This window comes from Tessaracoccus luoxuelianae (genome assembly GCF_055326245.1).
In genome coordinates this window covers 202,647-218,198 of record NZ_JBUZNO010000004.1, presented here as the reverse complement: position 1 = coordinate 218,198, position 15,552 = coordinate 202,647, and the positions used below count along the sequence as shown (strand labels likewise).

At 70.9% G+C, this 15,552-nt stretch carries 9 protein-coding genes; 5 read left to right on the top strand and 4 right to left on the bottom strand.

Features of this window, described 5'->3' with window-relative positions:
• Positions 1-9: 9 nt before the first annotated feature.
• From ACZK39_RS07885 to ACZK39_RS07875, 3 genes are all read right to left on the bottom strand, one after another.
• Positions 10-1,386 carry a hypothetical protein gene (locus tag ACZK39_RS07885; protein WP_463612992.1) on the bottom strand — a complete coding sequence of 459 codons (1,377 nt, stop codon included), beginning with the start codon at positions 1,384-1,386 and terminating at the stop codon, positions 10-12.
• A 656-nt stretch (positions 1,387-2,042) separates the two neighbouring features.
• Positions 2,043-3,191, bottom strand: coding sequence for a restriction endonuclease subunit S (locus tag ACZK39_RS07880; RefSeq protein ID WP_463613078.1), 1,149 nt, complete (start codon positions 3,189-3,191; stop codon positions 2,043-2,045).
• 2 nt (positions 3,192-3,193) lie between these two features.
• Entirely contained in the window at positions 3,194-4,651 is a 1,458-nt protein-coding gene (locus tag ACZK39_RS07875; RefSeq protein WP_463612991.1) for a type I restriction-modification system subunit M, read from the bottom strand.
• 133 nt (positions 4,652-4,784) lie between these two features.
• Here ACZK39_RS07875 and ACZK39_RS07870 point away from each other — a divergent pair, with 133 nt between their 5' ends.
• Both ACZK39_RS07870 and ACZK39_RS07865 read left to right on the top strand, forming a co-directional pair.
• Positions 4,785-5,780, top strand: a complete 996-nt coding sequence (locus tag ACZK39_RS07870) for an aldo/keto reductase (protein WP_463612990.1) — start codon at positions 4,785-4,787, stop codon at positions 5,778-5,780.
• Positions 5,781-5,979: 199 nt separating this feature from the next.
• On the top strand, positions 5,980-7,098 hold the full coding sequence (locus tag ACZK39_RS07865) for a glycoside hydrolase family 32 protein (protein WP_463612989.1): 1,119 nt from the start codon (positions 5,980-5,982) through the stop codon (positions 7,096-7,098).
• A gap of 3 nt (positions 7,099-7,101) precedes the next feature.
• Here ACZK39_RS07865 and ACZK39_RS07860 read toward each other — a convergent pair whose 3' ends face one another.
• Positions 7,102-7,545, bottom strand: a complete 444-nt coding sequence (locus ACZK39_RS07860; RefSeq protein ID WP_463612988.1) for a VOC family protein — start codon at positions 7,543-7,545, stop codon at positions 7,102-7,104.
• A gap of 83 nt (positions 7,546-7,628) precedes the next feature.
• Between ACZK39_RS07860 and gnd the strand changes: the two genes are divergently transcribed.
• The 3 genes from gnd (at position 7,629) to ACZK39_RS07845 (ending at position 15,550) form a co-directional block, all read left to right on the top strand.
• Positions 7,629-9,083: an NADP-dependent phosphogluconate dehydrogenase gene (gene gnd, locus ACZK39_RS07855; protein WP_463612987.1), complete on the top strand. Its 1,455-nt coding sequence runs from the start codon at positions 7,629-7,631 to the stop codon at positions 9,081-9,083.
• 1,063 nt (positions 9,084-10,146) lie between these two features.
• On the top strand, positions 10,147-14,712 hold the full coding sequence (locus tag ACZK39_RS07850; protein WP_463612986.1) for an ATP-dependent helicase: 4,566 nt from the start codon (positions 10,147-10,149) through the stop codon (positions 14,710-14,712).
• On the top strand, positions 14,705-15,550 hold the full coding sequence (locus ACZK39_RS07845) for a DNA-formamidopyrimidine glycosylase family protein (RefSeq protein WP_463612985.1): 846 nt from the start codon (positions 14,705-14,707) through the stop codon (positions 15,548-15,550). Before ACZK39_RS07850 ends, ACZK39_RS07845 begins: the two co-directional genes overlap by 8 nt.
• Positions 15,551-15,552 lie beyond the last annotated feature (2 nt).

The window sequence follows — 15,552 nt, the reverse complement described above, 5'->3', positions numbered from 1 at the left end:
GCGAAAGGCTCATGCAAGCATGCGGGTGCCGCTCGGCGTGACCTCATAGCGGTAGCCGAGGGGGCCGAGCCAGAAGAACTGCCCTGGCCTGGGCTGATCCGCGCGCCAGGCGCCGGCGGTCTTGGCGCGATGCACTCTCCGTCCTAAGGGGCCGAGGTTCCCCACCCTCGTCTGCCCCCGGCAGCCCGGCACGAACGATTGGGTGTGATCCTGGTCCAGGCCCTGAGCTCGACGCTGCGAGAAGAGGAACATCTCGTGGTGCATCCCTAGAAGCAGTGCCCTCTTCAACCCCGCCGACGGCGCGTACCGGTCCTCGGCGGGGATCTCCGGCAGGTCGATCACCGGATGGACGATGACATCGAGTCCGGGGAGCAGGTCTGCCAGCAGCGCTGTTGTGATGTGGCCGGCCTTGTCGATGCGGGCGGTGCCGGTGAGCCCGCCGATGGCATCGGTGTGAATGTGCACCGCCAGCTCCAGCTTGGGCCGGAGCTTGGCCAGGGGCGTGGTGATGGTGCCGCAGAGCGCGCCGAGGCAGTGCGGGTCATGCCGCTGCCCGCCATCCGCGACTGTGGGGCCCGGGACGCTGAGGCCTGCCGGGGCAGCGGGTGCCCCGTCCAGGACGGCGGAGAGGCTCTCCAGCAGGGCGGGTTGCGCGGCTCGCTGCAGGAGGGCGAGCGCGTAAGCGGGATTGGCGAGGACACCGAGGGCCTTCGCCCGGAGGATCGCCTTGGACGTGCCCGGGTGCTCAGCGGCCAGCAGGTCCGCGATCCGATCCACGGCGGCGTCCAGGTAACGGGCATCGAGGACGTCGAGGCGGCCGGTCAGGTTCATCACCCCGTTGTGGAGGCCCCACACGTGCACCCCGCGGTCCTCGCGCGCCTGCCGCTCCCGCTCGGCGGCGCGGGCCTGATCCGCCTCGATGATCATCTTCCGCAGGAGAGTGAACGCCGCGGTCCAGCCGAGCGCCTGCTGCTTGACCACCCACCGCCCGGTCACCTGATCTGCCTCCTCGGGTGACAGGTCCAGGCACATCGACGCCGCCTTGCAGGCCCGGGCCGGCTCGACCTCCCACCGCTGCATGGCCGCGAACAGGCCCGGATGCCGATGCTTCAGGTTCAGCGCGTCAGCCAGCTTCGCGGCCGCCACGATGGGCGTGCAGCGCAGCAGCCCGGCCAACTCCAGGCCGATGAACTCCGACACCTCCGGCGTGCCGACGCCCCCGACGACCACCTTCCGCTCGGCCAGAACCTCCAGCACCTCGTCGTAGTCCACCTGGTAGACCTCGGCCAGGTCACAGATCAGGGTGAGGTTCTGGGCCTCGGCGAATCGGCGCAACTCATCGCTGGAGCGCAGCCGCTCCGCGATCTCCCGCGCCTCGTCTTTCATGGTTCCACCGTATGACCGACCACTGACATTTTTCGCCCGCCAGTGCGACGGCGGTGAAGATTTTTCTGGTCTCTTCACTGAAGCATCAGTGCAAGGGGCTCGGGGTGGTGGCTGTGCTGTCCGACGGCTCATAGCCGTGGCCGGGTCGTGGCGGGTGGGTACGAGCCGGTCCGGAGCCGGCCACCGTGGCCGGGTCGTGGCGGGTGGTGGGGGCCGGTCCCGCCCGTGACTCCTCGAATTGGCGCTGACGCGCCTGCCCTCGTCGCACATGCCCGAGCCAACCCGGCCCGGCCCCCACCACCCGCCACCGCTTGCATCACCCGTTGGCTGAGGTGCGAGGCGAAGCGACGAGCCTCGAAGCGTCGGGAAAGTGACCTTGTCAGCCCAGGTTTCTCAGGCTTCGAGGCCGCTGCGCGGCACCTCAGCCAGCGGGGAAAGACCGGGCCAGCGCAGCGCCCCCACGCGGCTCAGGCAGGACGTGGCCCACCCGATCCGGTGAACTTCACTTGCCCTCACGCCAGCCACCCCCGCGCTGGTCATCGGGGAGGCGCACTGAGTTGGCGACGAGGACGTACAACTCCCGCCACCTCACCGCCAGCCGTCGAGCAGCAGCCGGAGCACCGGCGCCATGGACCCCTGCCAGGCGGGCATCAGCATCAGAGTTCCCCCTTGAAGGCGCGGGATTGCAGCGAGGCGAAAAGTCCCTCGTGAACGACGACTTCCTTGGAAGTCAGCTCCCGAGCTGCCGAGATTCGATCTAGACGGGTAACGAGGGCGACTTGCGCATCTCTGGTGAGCACTGGGATTGGGGTGGCGGCGAGTTGCCGGACATTCAAGGTCGGCTGCGCCACGGTCCTCAGTTCTGCTCGGAAGTACCGTTGCGATGCTTCAGACCTCAGTACCGCGGCCACATACCCGCGAGTGACCTCATCGGATATCGGAATCCGCGTGATCGCCCGGGCGATGTTGCTTCCTGCGTCGACGGCTGAGGCGAGACTGACAGTTCCGATGCTGCCGACGCAACTGACGAGGATCTCGTTGCCCTTCAGCCGGGAGCGCGCGTACGGTGCTTCCACTTCGGCAGATACCCGCTTCAAATTCCTGCGATCGACGCGGCCATCAGCCAAATCGCCTACTCGAACGAGCGCCACACCAGCCGCTACGTCCTCTCCAGGCTGAACGACCCCGTAGTTCATGCGATCGCCCGCATCCACGAACGATTCCAGGCGCTCAAATGAGGTGCGGTCCGGCGAGACACAAGCGATGACCCCGTGGAAGATCGACTGGGTGAGGGCGTCGAGGTGGGCGAGGACCTGGCGGCGCTTGGCGCGGATGGCGTCGGCCTTGTCGAGGATCGCCGCGATCCGCCTCTGCTCAGTCATAGATGGCACCCGAACCGGGATTGTCGACAAGGCCGCCTTGTTCAGGGTGGCTCCCATCGCCGCTCTGTTGGACCCCGCGTATAGGTCGATGGACTGGAGCGCATACGCCAAGTAGCCGGAGTCCACTGCACTTGGGTTCTTGATTGGCAGCGCCGCTATCGCCTCATTAGTGAAGAGGGGCACCTGCGCTATCCCCACCTTGCCGATGCTTAGCTTGAAGCTCAGGAGAACCGTGCCAGGCGAGATGAGCTTTCCTGTCCGAGCACCAACCTCAGTGATCTGTTCTTTGGTTCTCAAGATGCGTCGGCCCTGAGCCATGTCTGCAATCGACAGCCACGGGAACCCTTCCCCCCAAGACGCGGGATCAGACCGAGATGGTGTGCGGCCAACGACGATGTCGCATAGTTCCCCAAGCGGCACCATCTTCACGAGAGCATCGCCTTCAGCTCCGCTATCCCCGCCGCGATCTCCTGCTCCAGCGCCTCGATGTCGGCGATGATCTCCAGCGGCGGGCGGTGCTCCTCCTCGTCGTGGACGATCTCCTTGTAGCGGTTGATGCTGAGGTCGTAGCCCTGGGCGACGATGTCGGCCTTCGGCACGAGAAACGACTGCTCGGTGCGGGCGCGTTCGCGCTCCGTCGTCGTCCGGGTCCGCCAGCGCCCCAGCACGTCCGGGAGGTCGTTGACCTCCACGGGGTTGCGCTTATCGTCGAGCGAGAACCCGTCTGCCCTCACGTCGTAGAACCAGACGTCGTCCGTGCCGCCGCTGTCGGTCTTCGTGAAGAACAGGATGGCCGTCGACACCCCTGCATACGGCCGGAAGACGCCCGAGGGGAGCTTGACCACGGCGTCGAGCTTCTGGTCCTCCACCAGCGCCCGCCGCAGGTCCTTGTGTGCCTTCGAGGAGCCGAACAGGACGCCGTCGGGCACGATGACGGCGGCGCGGCCGCCGGGCTTGAGCAGCTTGAGGAACAGCGCCATGAAGAGCAGCTCGGTCTTCTTGGTCTTGACGATCCGCTGGAGGTCCTTGGCGGTGGACTCGTAGTCCAGCGAGCCGGCGAACGGCGGGTTGGCCAGGATCAGCGAGTACTTCTCGGCGTCGGCGCTGGCGCCCTCGGAGAGGGAGTCGCGGTAGCGGATGTCCGGCGCCTCGATGCCGTGCAGCAGCATGTTCATGCTGCCGATGCGCAGCATGGTGCCGTCGAAGTCGTAGCCGTGGAACATCGAGTGGTGGAAGTGGCGGCGCTGCTCGGCGTCGGTGAGCACCGAGGGGTGGTGCTCGCGCAGGTACTCTGAGGCCGCCACGAGGAAGCCAGCGGTGCCGCAGGCCGGGTCGCAGATCTCGTCGGTGGGCGTGGGGGCGGTCATGTCCACCATCAGCTGGATGATGTGGCGGGGAGTCCTGAACTGGCCGTTGACTCCGGCGCTGGCGATCTTGGAGAGCAGGTACTCGTAAAGGTCGCCGTTGGTGTCGCGGTCCGTCAACTCCAGGCCGTCGATCATCTCGACCACGCGAGCGAGCAGCGCCGGCGTCGGGATGGTGAAGCGGGCGTCGCGCATGTGGGCCGAATAGGTGGTGCCGTCGCCGAGCCCGCGCAGGAAAGGGAACACCTCGTCGGCGACGACCCGGTGCATCTCCCCCGGCTCGGCATGGACGAACCGACCCCAGCGCAGGTGCTGCTGCTCCTCGCGGTAGATCGGCTCATCGACCTCAGCGCTGTACAGCCGCGCCTTCTTCTCCTTGAGGGTCTGCGCGTCGTCGAGGCGCTTGAGGAAGAGCAGGTAGGTGATCTGCTCGATGACCTCCATCGGGTTGGAGATGCCGCCCGACCAGAAGGCGTCCCAGACGCGGTCGATCTTGCCTTTGAGTTCACCGGTGATCACGCTGGCCACCTTAGCGACGCCGACCGACACGCGGCCGGGCGCGCCTGCGTGGTACTGACAGAGACTCCCTGCACCCCGCCGTCGGCCGTAGCGTGGCAGACGTGGCTTCCACACGACGGACAGAAGGAGAACGATGAAGCAACGCACACTCGGCCGGTCACTCACGGTCAGCGAGATCGGCCTGGGCTGCATGAGCCTCACCGGCGCCTATGGCGCCACCGCGAATGTTCCCCGGGAGGAGGCGATCGCGCTCATCCGGCGGGCCGTCGACCTGGGGGTCACCCTCTTCGACACCGCCGAGGTCTACGGCCCCTTCACCAACGAGGACCTGGTGGGCGAAGCACTGGAACCGGTGCGCGACCAGGTGAAGATCGCCACCAAGTTCGGGTTCGCGTTCGAGGAGAACGGGGTCCCCGCGGGAGGCGTCTGCAGCCGCCCGGACAGCATCCGACGCGCGGTGGAGCACTCCCTGCGCCGGCTGCGCACGGACCACATCGACCTGTACTACCAGCACCGTGTGGACACCAGCGTCCCCATCGAGGAGGTGGCCGGCACGGTCAAGGACCTGATCGACGCCGGTAAGGTGCTGCACTTCGGGTTGTCCGAGGCGTCCGCCGGCACGATCCGGCGGGCACACGCCGTCCAGCCGGTGGCGGCGGTGCAGAGCGAATACTCCATGTGGTGGCGCGACCGCGAGCAGGACGTCATCCCCGTGCTCGAGGAGCTGGGCATCGGGATGGTCCCGTTCAGCCCGCTCGGCAAGGGCTTCCTCACCGGCACCATCGACGCGTCGACCACGTTCGGCGAGACCGACTTCCGCGGCCGGACTCCCCGCTTCCAGGGCGAGGCCCTGCAGGCCAACCTGGCGCTGGTCGAGAAGCTGAACCAGGTGGCGGCCGAGGTTGGCTGCACGCCCGCGCAGCTCGCGCTGCAGTGGGTTCTCCACCAGAGGCCGTGGATGGTTCCCATCCCGGGCACCAAGCGCATTCAGCGCCTTGAGGAGAACCTCGGCGCCGCGGCCGTCGAGCTCAGCGACGCCCAACTGGCCGAGATCCGGGATGCCGCCGATCGGATCGTCATCACCGGCGCCCGGTACCCGGAGGAGTTGGACCGGATGACCAACCTGTAGAGAACGCATCAGCCAAGACAGAGGCAGCCTCCGCGACCGTTCCCGACGGGGGGTTCGGGAGGGTCGCGGAGGCTGCCGGGCAAGCCCAGCCGAGGATCAGGACAGCAACGAAAAGCCGCCTTTGTCTAGGGTTTGTTCAATGTTGGTGAAGGTGACTTTTCGTCCACCCAACCCGGCCGCTTCGCCGTAGGCTCGGCTCATGAGGTTGCACTACCGCTCCCCCCACGGCTGGCTCAACGACCCCCACGGCGTCATCCACCGCCCGGACGGCTACCACCTGTTCCACCAGCACTCACCCTCCACCGCCGAATGGGACAAGGCCATCCACTGGGGCCACGCCGTCGGCGAGGACCTGTTCAGCCTGCGCTACGTGGGCTCCGCGTTGGAGCCGGGCGACGGCGACGAGGGGATCTGGACCGGGTGCGTCGTTGAGGACGACCGCGGGCTGATCGCCTACTACACCTCCGCTCGGGAGCCCGTTCTCGGGCTGGCAGCCATCAGGACCGCCCGCCCCGTCGACGAAGGCCTGAACGCCTGGGCGAAGGGGCCTGTGGTCGCGACGCCGCCGGAGGAACTGGGGATCAGGGACTACCGCGACCCCTTCGTCCTGCGCGACGGAGACCTCTGGCGGATGCTGGTGGGCTCCGACTCGGGCTCGGGCCACGCGATGATGCACGGCTACGTCTCCCACGACGGCGAGACGTGGACCTACGACGGTGTCGCGCTCAGCCGTCACAAGGATGAGACCGACGGTGCGTGGATGGGTGCGCTGTGGGAGTGCCCGCAGGTGTTCGACGTGGACGGTTCGTGGGTGATGCTCACCTCGGTGTGGGAGGCCGGCACCCTGCACTACGCGGGGTACGCCGTCGGGGATTTCACCGATGGCCGGTTCACCGCCCGCCGTTGGGGGCGGTTGACCTACGGCACCTACTACGCGCCCACGGTCTTCCGTGACGCCGACGGCCGCCCATGCGTGATGGCGTGGATCCGCGAGGTGCGCGGCGACGGCTGGACAGGCTGCCTCTCGCTTCCGTACGTGATGAGCATCGTCGACGACACGCTGACCCTCACGCCCCACCCGGACCTGGACCGCCACGCCCCTCAGGGATCGAGCGAGCGCTTCACGTGGCTTCCCGAGGGGCTGCTGGAGCCGGCCGACGGCGTGCGCCTGGAGGTGGTCGATCAGGAACTGCGCCTGACCACGCCCGCGATGACCGCGAGCATGCCGCACGACGGTGGCGCCGTCGAGGTGGTGCTGGACGACGAGGTCATCGAGGTGATCGGCGGGCTGGGACTCCTCGGGGGTCCGACGCGCTGAGCCCTACTCGACGTGGCCGGCGGCCAGCAGCCTGCGCAGCTCGATGCGACGCATCGTGAGCAGTTCCTTCATCACGTGGCCGCCCCACTCCGGGTCCGACATCAACGTGGGCAGTTCGGCCGGGAGGATCTGCCACGAGATCCCGAACTCGTCGCGCAGCCAGCCGCAGGCCTGCTGCTCCCCCGCCTCGCCGATGAGCGCGTCGGAGAAGGTGTCGATCTGCTCCTGGGTGTCGCAGGGCACCTGAAAGGAGATCGCCTCGCTGGGCGCGACCCGGGCGCCGTTCATGGCCGTGAAGTGGCAGCCCAGAACCGTGAACTCCACCATCAGGACGGAGCCGTCCGGGCCCTTGTGGATGTGCGGGGCGGCGCCGCCGAAGACCTCGACGTAGCGGGTGGCCGCCTGCTCCGCCTCGGTGGCGAACCAGAGGGTGGTGGTGAGGCGCATGGCGGATCCAATCGCTGGTGGGCCGGGACGTCCTCCGATCCTGCCAGATAGGCTCGTCGGGAACCTGACTTCCTGACGAAGGGATGGATATGACTGAGGCGCAGCTAGCCAACATCGGCGTGATCGGGATGGCGGTGATGGGCTCGAATCTCGCGCGGAACCTGGCCCGCAACGGCCACCGCGTGGCGGTGTACAACCGCACCACCTCCAAGACCGATGCCGTGATCGCCGAACACGGTCACGAGGGCGACTTCCGCCGGTCCGCCGAGCTGGAGGACTTCGTCGCCTCCCTGGAGCAACCCCGTCGGATCATCATCATGGTCAAGGCGGGCGCCGGCACGGACGCCACGATCGACTCCCTCCTCCCGCTTCTGGAGGACGGCGACATCGTCGTCGACGGCGGCAACGCGTTCTTCGAGGACACGAGGCGCCGCGAGGAGAAGCTGCGCGGGCTGGGTCTGCACTTCGTGGGCGCTGGCATCTCCGGCGGCGAGGTGGGGGCGCTCGAGGGTCCCTCGATCATGCCGGGCGGCTCCCCGGAGTCCTATGCGGCGCTGGGGCCCATCCTGGAGTCGATCTCGGCGAAGGTCGACGGCGAGCCGTGCTGCACCTACATCGGCACCGACGGCGCGGGCCACTTCGTCAAGATGGTGCACAACGGCATCGAATACGCGGACATGCAGTTCATCGGCGAGGCCTACGAGCTGCTCAAGGCGCTCGGGATGAGCCACGAGGAGATGGCGGACACGTTCGCCACCTGGAACGAGGGGGACCTGGACTCCTACCTCATCGAGATCACCTCGGAGGTCCTGCGCAAGGTGGACGACTCCACGGGCCGTCCCCTGGTGGAGGTCATCGTCGACGCCGCCGGCATGAAGGGCACCGGCACCTGGACGGTGCAGTCGGCGCTCACCCTCGGCACGCCGGTCAACACCATCGCCGAGTCGGTGTTCGCGCGGGCCATCTCGTCGTCGCCCGAGCTGCGACGAGCGGCGCAGGCCGCGCTGCACGGCCCGGCCGGCACCATCGGGGTCGACGACCGCGCCGCGTTCGTCGAGCAGATCCGCCAGGCGCTGTGGGCGAGCAAGGTGGTCGCGTACGCCCAGGGGCTCGACGAGATCCGGATGGCCGCCGAGGAATACGGCTGGGAGATCAACGTGGGCGAGGTGTCCAAGATCTGGCGCGGCGGCTGCATCATCCGCGCCAAGCTGCTGGAGCGGATCCGCTCCGAGTACGCGGCCGGCCAGCTGGCCACGCTGCTGGAGGCGCCGTCGGTCGCGGCGGGGCTGGCTGACGCGCAGGACGCGTGGCGCACCGTGGTCGCGGAGGCCGTCCGGGCGGGTGTCCCCGTGCCGGGCTTCTCGTCGGCGCTGGCCCACTACGACCAGGCCCGGGCGCCGCGCCTCAACGCCGCCCTCACGCAGGGCCTGCGGGACTACTTCGGCGCGCACACCTACCGACGCGTGGACCGCGAGGGTTCGTTCCACGTCAACTGGTCCACCGACGGAGCCGAGGTCGAGGCCACCGACGCCCACTGACACCGGCTCGGCCACGACCCTTCGAGACCATCGGCACCCGCGGCGGCTGAGGGGGACCGGCCTCGCCCATGGGCGCCCTCGGCACGCCCAAACCGCCGGCGTGCCTTGCCCAACGCCCGACCCACCGCGACCGGTCCCCCTCATCCACCGCTCCGCGACCACCTCGCGTCCTGCGTGCGCCACCTCCCCAGGACCGGGCCCTCCGACAGCCGGTTGAGCCAGCCGCGGCGCGTAGCGCCCGCTGCTGCGTCGAAACCGACCTGCGCACGGTGCAGGAACTGGTTGTTGGATGGGTCCTGCTGGACGGTTGCGTCGGTTTCGACGCGGGCTGCGCCGCTTCGCGGCTTGGCCCGGCTCAACCAGCGGCGGGAGCGAGTGGGCCGACACCAGTGCGTGGGGGCTCCTGAGGGAACGGTGGTCGGGGCGGCACTGCGCAGCGGTGCCCAACCCGAGGATCACCCAAACTGGCATCCCGCCCCGTCAATCCCCACCGCAGCGCCGCCCCGACCACGGTTCCCGAACCCGACCACGCCACTGGAGAAGTCAGCGGGGAACCGGGGGCCGAGGCATGGACGGCCCTCCCCTGCCTGGGCACAGCATCCGCCACGACGACAAGACTGGCCCAACCACCAGGGGCCGTCCGTGCCTCGGATCCCGGATCTCCGCACAGACGGCGCAAGCCGGCCATGGGAGTCCGGACGCTGGGACCGTCGGGGAACAACCCTTCGAGACGGCACCCGCGCCTTCGGCGGCGCACCTCCTCAGGGGACGAGGGCGACGCACCCGCGCCTTCGGCGGCGCACCTCCTCAGGGGACGAGGGAGACAGCACCCGCGCCTTCGGCGGCGCACCTCCTCAGGGGACGAGGGAGACAGCACCCGCGCCTTCGGCGGCGCACCTCCTCAGGGGACGAGGGAGACAGCACCCGCGCCTTCGGCGGCGCACCTCCTCAGGGGACGAGGGAGACAGCACCCGCGCCTTCGGCGGCGCACCTCCTCAGGGGACGAGGGAGACGATCGACGGCGCTCACGCGACGTCTTCGGCGGGAGGGCAGACTTGGGGCCATGACTGACGCCCTCGACCTGTTCTCCGCGCCCACGCGCGGGTGGTTCGACGGCGTCTTCGAGGCTCCGACGGCGGTGCAGGCCGAGGCCTGGGCCACGATCGCGCGCGGGGAGCACGCCCTGGTCGTTGCCCCGACGGGGTCCGGCAAGACGCTCGCGGCGTTCCTGTGGGCGCTGGACCGGCTCGCCGCGCATCCCCGCACACCGGGCACCACCGTCGTCTACGTGTCGCCGCTCAAGGCGCTGGGCGTGGACATCGAGCGCAACCTCCGCGCACCGCTCACCGGCATCCGGCTCACGGCCGAACGCCTCGGCGTCCCGCTGGCGGACGTCACCGTGGGCGTGCGCAGCGGGGACACCACGTCAGGGGAGCGCGCCGCCCTGGTGCGCCGCCCCCCGGACATCCTCATCACCACGCCCGAATCGCTGTACCTGATGCTCACCAGCTCAGCGCGCGCCACCCTGACCGGGGTGGAGACGGTCATCGTCGACGAGATCCACGCAGTGGCGGGCACCAAGCGCGGCAGCCACCTGGCGCTCAGCCTGGAGCGGTTGGACGCCCTCGTAGGTCAAGACGTGCAGCGGGTGGCGCTGTCCGCGACGGTCCGCCCCATCGAACGGGTGGCCGCCTTCCTGGGCGGAGACCGCCCGGTCACCGTCGTCGCTCCGCCCTCCCACAAGGAGTGGGACGTCTCCGTCCGGCTCCCCGTGCCGGACATCACAGACCCCGGCCCCCCACCCGGCGCGGAGGCACCGGTGGACCCCCTGCTGCGCGGCCCCGGCACGGACACTCTCGCCGTCGACGGGCCGACGGGCGCCTCGCTGTGGCCGCACATCGAGCAGCAGGTGTACCGCAGCGTCATGCAGGGCCGCTCCACGCTGGTGTTCACCAACTCCCGCCGCGTGGCCGAACGCCTCACCGGCCGGCTCAACGAGCTGTGGGCAGCGGAGCACGCACCCGACACGCTCCCCCCGCCCCCGGACCGCCCGCCGGCGCAGGTGATGGCACCGGTGGACACCGTCCGAGGCGCGCCGACCGTCATCGCGCGAGCCCACCACGGGTCCGTGAGCAAGGAGGCCCGCGCCGAGATCGAGGCGGCACTCAAGTCCGGGGAGCTGCGCTGCGTGGTGGCCACCAGCTCCCTGGAGCTCGGCATCGACATGGGCGCGGTGGACCGCGTCATCCAGGTGGGCGCCCCGCCGTCGGTGGCCAGCGCGCTGCAACGCATCGGGCGCGCCGGGCACGTGGTGGGGGCGGTCTCGACGGGGGACGTCTATCCGCTGCACCGCGGCGACCTCGCCCCAGCCGTAGTCACCACCGAGCGGATGCTGGCCGGCGAGATCGAGGAGCTCCGCGTGCCGAGGCACCCCTTGGACGTGCTGGCTCAGCAGACGGTCGCGGCGGCCGCGGCCGCCGGCGATGCGGGTCTCGAGGTGGATGCCTGGTTCGCGACCGTCACCCGGGCCCACCCCTATGCGGGCCTGGACCGCGCGCTGCTGGATTCGGTCGTCGAACTCCTGACCGGCTCCTACCCGTCGGCAGACTTCGGCGAGCTGCGGGCCAGGCTCGTCCTCGGCGACGACGGGCGGCTCTACCCACGCCCGGGCGCGCTGCGCCTCGCCGCCACCTCAGGCGGGACCATCCCGGACCGCGGCATGTTCGGGGTCTTCCTCGCCACGGATGAGCAGGGGTCGCGGCGCGTCGGCGAGCTCGACGAGGAAATGGTCTACGAGTCGCGGGTGGGCGACGTGTTCACCCTCGGCGCCTCGGCCTGGCAGATCCAGGAGATCACCCGGGACCAGGTGCGGGTGATCCCCGCGCCCGGCCGCACGGGCCGGCTCCCGTTCTGGCGCGGCGACGACGAGGGGCGCCCGGCCGAGTTGGGGCGCCAGATCGGCCGCCTGACGAGGGAGATCTCCCGCAACCCCGCCCGACTGGACTCTCCGCAGCTCGACGCCAACGTCCAGACCAACCTCAACACGTACGTCGCGGAGCAGCGGGCCGCCACCGGCACGCTCCCGGACGACGCCACCGTCGTGATCGAACGCTTCCGCGACGAGCTGGGCGATTGGCGCGTGGTGGTGCACTCCCCCCTCGGCCGGCGCCTGCTGGGCGCCTGGGCCCTGGTGATGGCCGAGTCGCTGTCGCGGGCGGCTGGCGTGGAGGTACAGCCCGTGGTCTCGGACGACGGCGTGGTGCTGCGGCTGCCGGATTGCGATGCGGTGGACCGGCTGCCCGAGCTCCTGGTGGTGGATCCCGACGACGTGACCGGGATCGTCACGTCCCAGGTCGGCGGCACCGCGTTGTTCGCCGGGCGGTTCCGGGAGTGCGCGGCGCGGGCGCTGTTGCTGCCCCGGCGCACGCCCGGGCGGCGGGCGCCCCTCTGGCAGCAGCGCCAACGGGCCGCGCACCTGCTGGAGGTGGCGCGCCACCATCCCCGGTTCCCCATCATCATCGAGACCGTCCGTGAGGTCACCCAGGACGTCTACGACCTGCCCGGCCTGGTGGACCTCATGCGCGGCCTCCGCTCCGGGGGCGTCAGGCTGGTGGAGGTGGCGACGGAGCAGCCCAGCCCCTTCGCCGCGACACTCCTGTTCCGCTACACCGGCGCCTTCATGTACGACGGCGACGCCCCGCTGGCCGAGCGGCGCGCCGCGATGCTCTCGATGGACCCGGAGTTGCTGGCGGCGGCGCTCGGCACGCTGGATCTGCGGGAGCTGCTGGACCCTGACATCGTGGAGCAGGTGGTGGCCGAGCTCCAGCACACCGCGCCGCAGCGCCGGGCCGCGACGCCGGATGACCTGGCCGAACTCCCCCGCCTCCTGGGGCCCATCCCGCTGACCGATCTTGCGCGCCGCACCACGGTCCCGGATCTCGACGACGCCCTGGCCTCGCTGGGCGGCCGCGTGGCCGTGGTCCGGCTCGCCGGCGCGCCGCACCTGGTGGCCCCCTCGGACCTGGGGCTGCTGCGCGACGCGCTGGGCATCCCCGTGCCACACGGCCACAGCGTGCCGCCCACCGAGGGCCGCGACCCCCTCACCCAGCTCGTGGCCCGCTTCGCCCGGACCCACGGCCCGTTCACCGCCCACGACGCCGCGGCCGCGTTCGGTCTGGGACCCGCCACGGTGGCGCTGGTGCTGGATCGCGAGGCCGCGGCCCGCCGCCTCACCACCGGCCGCTTCACGCCGGGCGTCCTCGAACCGGAGTACGTGGATACCGAGGTCCTGCGCCGGCTGCGCGGCCGCAGCCTGGCCGCGGCCAGGCGGGAGCTGCAGCCCGTGTCGCAGAGCGCCTACGCCCGCTTCCTGGCCGGCACCCATCAGCTGACCGACCGCCCCCCGTCGAGCCCGGACGAGGTGCTCCAGGCGCTGCAACGCCTGGCCGGCGCCGTCCTGCCGGCCAGCGCCTGGGAGACCCAGGTGCTCCCCGCACGGGTCGCGGGATACTCCCCCGCCCACCTCGACGCCCTGCTGGCAGAGTCCGAGGTGGTAATCCGGGTGCGCGGCTCCGCCGGCCCCCAGGACCCGCTCATCGCGCTCGTGCCTGCCACGGACCTGGACCTGCTCGGCCCCCACGACGGCGCCCCGTCTGCGGAGTCGCTGGCGGTCGCGGCCGCCTTGGCCGACGGCGACGGCACCTTCCCCGCCCTCCACCTCGCGCTCGGGGGCTCGACCGCGGAGCTGGCCGACGCCCTCTGGCGCGCCGCGGAGGAGGGAGCCATCGCGCCCGCGTCCATGTCGCCCGTCCGCGCCCGGATCGGCGGGAGTTCCAGGGCGGCCCATCGCGCGTCACGGCCCTCCCCCCGCCGTCGGGCGCGGCTGCCGCGTCCGTCGCGCGCCCTGCTCATGGGCGGCGGCACGCTCACCCCGCCGTCGGCCGCCGGCCGCTGGTACCGCGTGCGCGATCCCCTCCTGGCCGCCCCCGAGGCGGCCATCGCCGTGGCGTCGGCCTGGTTGGAGCGGCACGGTGTGGTGACCCGGGGCGGGGTCACCGCCGACGGCACCCCCGGTGGCTTCGCGGCGGCCTACCGCCTCCTCGCCGAGTTGGAGACGGCCGGCACGGTGATGCGCGGCTACGTGGTGGAGGGGCTGGGCGGCGCCCAGTTCTCCACCCGCGAGGTCATCGAGCAGGTGCGCAGCTTCGCGGACTCGCCCGACGCCGGCCAGTGGCCCTCGGGCACCGGGCACCCGGCGCCGGTGGTGCTGGCCGCCCTCGATCCGGCCAATCCCTACGGCAGCATCCTCCCGTGGCCCGAGCACCCCAGCGCCAGGGTGGCCCGGGCAGCCGGCGCGCTCGTGGTCCTGGCCGACGGCCTGTGCCTGGCGCACCTGACCCGCGGCGGGCGGACGCTCACGCTCTTCGGCGACCCCGCCTCGCGCGAGGACCGGGCGGCCCTGGTCACCCGCGCGCTCCTGCAGGCCATCACTGAGGGGCGGATGGAGAGGCTTCGGATCGAGGAGATCGACGGCGAGCGCGTGGGCGCCTCGGGGCTGGAGCCCGCCATGCGCGCCGCCGGCGGGCGGATCTCCCCGAAAGGCCTCACGCTGGAGGCCGGGCGTGCCTGAGGGCGATTCCGTCTGGAGGCACTCCGAGCGGCTCCAGCCCCTCGTCGGACGCACCATCGAGGACAGCCAGTTCAGGGTCCCACCGCTGGCCACCGCCACCCTCACCGGATCGACGATCACCCGGGTGTGGCCGCACGGCAAACACCTCTTCTGGCGCTGCGACGAACGCATCCTGCACACCCACCTGCGCATGGACGGCACCTGGCGCATCCACCCGGCGGGCACCCGATGGGGGTTGCCCGCGCACACCGCCCGGGTGGTGCTGCGGGTGAGCGGCGGCATCGAGCTGGTCGGACATTCGCTCGGCCTGGTGGAGCTGTGGCCCGCGGGCGAGTTCCAGGCGCGGATGGGGCATCTCGGCCCGGATCCGCTGGCAGAGGACTGGCTGACCACCGGCCGCTGGGCACCCACCGGCCGCGACGAGGCCGTGCGCCGCTTGGCGGCCCACCCGGAGCGCACCGTGGGCGAGGCGCTCCTGGATCAGCGGGTCCTGGCCGGGGTGGGCAACGAGTACCGCGCTGAGCTGTGCTTCCTCCTGGGCGTGCACCCCGCCACGCCGGTGGGCGCGACGGACGCCTCGGCCGTCGCGAACCTGGCGGGACGCGTCATGCACGGCAACCTCACCAGCCCCGTGCGGACCTTCACCGGCGACCACCGGCCGGGGCAGACAAGCTTCGTCTTCGGACGGAAGGGCCGGCCCTGCCGACGGTGTGGCGCGGCGATCCTCGGCGGCACCCTGGGAGGGGCCACCTCCGTCGCTGATCCGCGGGCCGGTCAGGAGAGGGTCATCTGGTGGTGCCCCACCTGTCAGCCGTTGCTCGGGGCCGCCGGGATGTGACC

Bases quoted from the DNA above. Each gene is read 5' to 3' on its own strand.
- ACZK39_RS07885 (WP_463612992.1), bottom strand. From the start codon at position 1,386: ATGAAAGACGAGGCGCGGGAGATCGCGGAGCGGCTGCGCTCCAGCGAT.
- ACZK39_RS07880 (WP_463613078.1), bottom strand. From the start codon at position 3,191: ATGGTGCCGCTTGGGGAACTATGCGACATCGTCGTTGGCCGCACACCA.
- ACZK39_RS07870 (WP_463612990.1), top strand. From the start codon at position 4,785: ATGAAGCAACGCACACTCGGCCGGTCACTCACGGTCAGCGAGATCGGC.
- ACZK39_RS07865 (WP_463612989.1), top strand. From the start codon at position 5,980: ATGAGGTTGCACTACCGCTCCCCCCACGGCTGGCTCAACGACCCCCAC.
- ACZK39_RS07860 (WP_463612988.1), bottom strand. From the start codon at position 7,545: ATGCGCCTCACCACCACCCTCTGGTTCGCCACCGAGGCGGAGCAGGCG.
- gnd (WP_463612987.1), top strand. From the start codon at position 7,629: ATGGATATGACTGAGGCGCAGCTAGCCAACATCGGCGTGATCGGGATG.
- ACZK39_RS07850 (WP_463612986.1), top strand. From the start codon at position 10,147: ATGACTGACGCCCTCGACCTGTTCTCCGCGCCCACGCGCGGGTGGTTC.